Source organism: Paenibacillus sp. PastM-3, assembly GCF_029893965.1.
Lineage (GTDB): Bacteria > Bacillota > Bacilli > Paenibacillales > Paenibacillaceae > Paenibacillus_AQ.
Genome location: NZ_JARXXP010000075.1, coordinates 1 through 1,376, shown reverse-complemented (window position 1 = coordinate 1,376; position 1,376 = coordinate 1). Strand labels below are relative to the sequence as shown.

Sequence of the window (1,376 nt, the reverse complement as noted above, 5' to 3'; positions counted from 1 at the left end):
TTTTAGTTGTGGCTGTGGTAACTACAACTTTAGGGGGAACCGATTTGTTTGTGAAGGGCTATTTTTTCATGTCAGGTTCGGTGCAAGTGTATTGCCCCAGAGGCGTGAATTAGCAGTAAATAAGGTTATTTGAGTCCGTTACGTTTGGCCGGGGGGCCAATTTGCAGAAATAACGTCAACTGAGTCCGTTAGTCTGGTGGATAGGTTAGTTATGGAGCGCCGGCACCCATTGTGAGCTCTCGCAGAAGAATTCAGCAGTAGATTTCAGTAGTAGAGCCCAGTAGTAGAGGCCAGTAGTAGAGTCTGGCAGCAAAGTCCATCAGTAGAGCACGGCACTAAAGTTCAGCAGTCGTTGCTCTTTGGATGTGAGGAATACGCCATTTTCTATATTGCGGTCCTGCTAACGGACCCAGGAGGCGTTATTTGCTGGGGTTTGCGCGTTTTTGAATTCTAACGGACTCAGCAGCCGTTATTTGCCGCCAAATTACCGCGGATGCGTGAATTAGCAGTAAATAAGGTTATTTGAGTCCGTTACGTTTGGCCGGGGGGCCAATTTGCAGAAATAACGTCAACTGAGTCCGTTAGTCTGGTGGATAGGTTAGTTATGGAGCGCCGGCACCCATTGTGAGCTCTCGCAGAAGAGTCCAGCAGTAGAGTTCAGCAATAGAGTTAGTAGTAGTGTCTAGGAGTAGTGTCTAGCAGTAGGGCCTAGCAGTAGAGCCTAGCAGTAGAGCACGGGTGGAGTTCTGCAGTAGAGTCCAGCCGTAGTGTCTAGCAGTAGGGCCTAGCAGTAGAGCCTAGCAGTAGAGCACGGGTGGAGTTCTGCAGTAGAGTCCAGCCGTAGTGTCTAGCAGTAGGGGCCTAGCAGTAGAGCCTAGCAGTAGAGCACGGCTGGAGTTCTGCAGTAGAGTCCAGCAGTAGTGTCCAGCAGTAGTGTCCAGCAGTAGAATCCAACAGAAGAGTTCAGCAGTAGAAGCCAACAGTAAAGCCAACAGTAAAGCCGACACTAAAGTTCATTCTGTACTTGACTCCAACACCAGAGCCCGGCATCTCCCCTCAACCAGGCTCCGCCAGCCAACGGCAGAGAGCCGGAGCCACACAAGATACAGAAATAAAGCCCGCGCCGTCAGGCGGGGCTTTTTAGTACCAACCACAAACCACCAACCACCAACCACAAACCACAAACCACCAACCACCAACCACAAACCACAAACCACCAACCACAAACCACAAACCACCAACCACCAACCACAAACCACAAACCACCAACCACCAACCACAAACCACAAACCACAAACCACAAACCACAAACCACAAACCACAAACCACAAACCACAAACCACAAACCACAAACCACAAACCACAAACCACAAACC

The 1,376-nt window shown here is 50.0% G+C and carries 1 protein-coding gene; it reads right to left on the bottom strand.

Annotation, left to right across the window (positions count from 1 at the left end; genetic code table 11):
• Positions 1-1,140 precede the first annotated feature (1,140 nt).
• The coding region (locus M2108_RS31310) for a hypothetical protein (RefSeq protein ID WP_277473367.1) at positions 1,141-1,376 on the bottom strand (236 nt) is incomplete at its 5' end.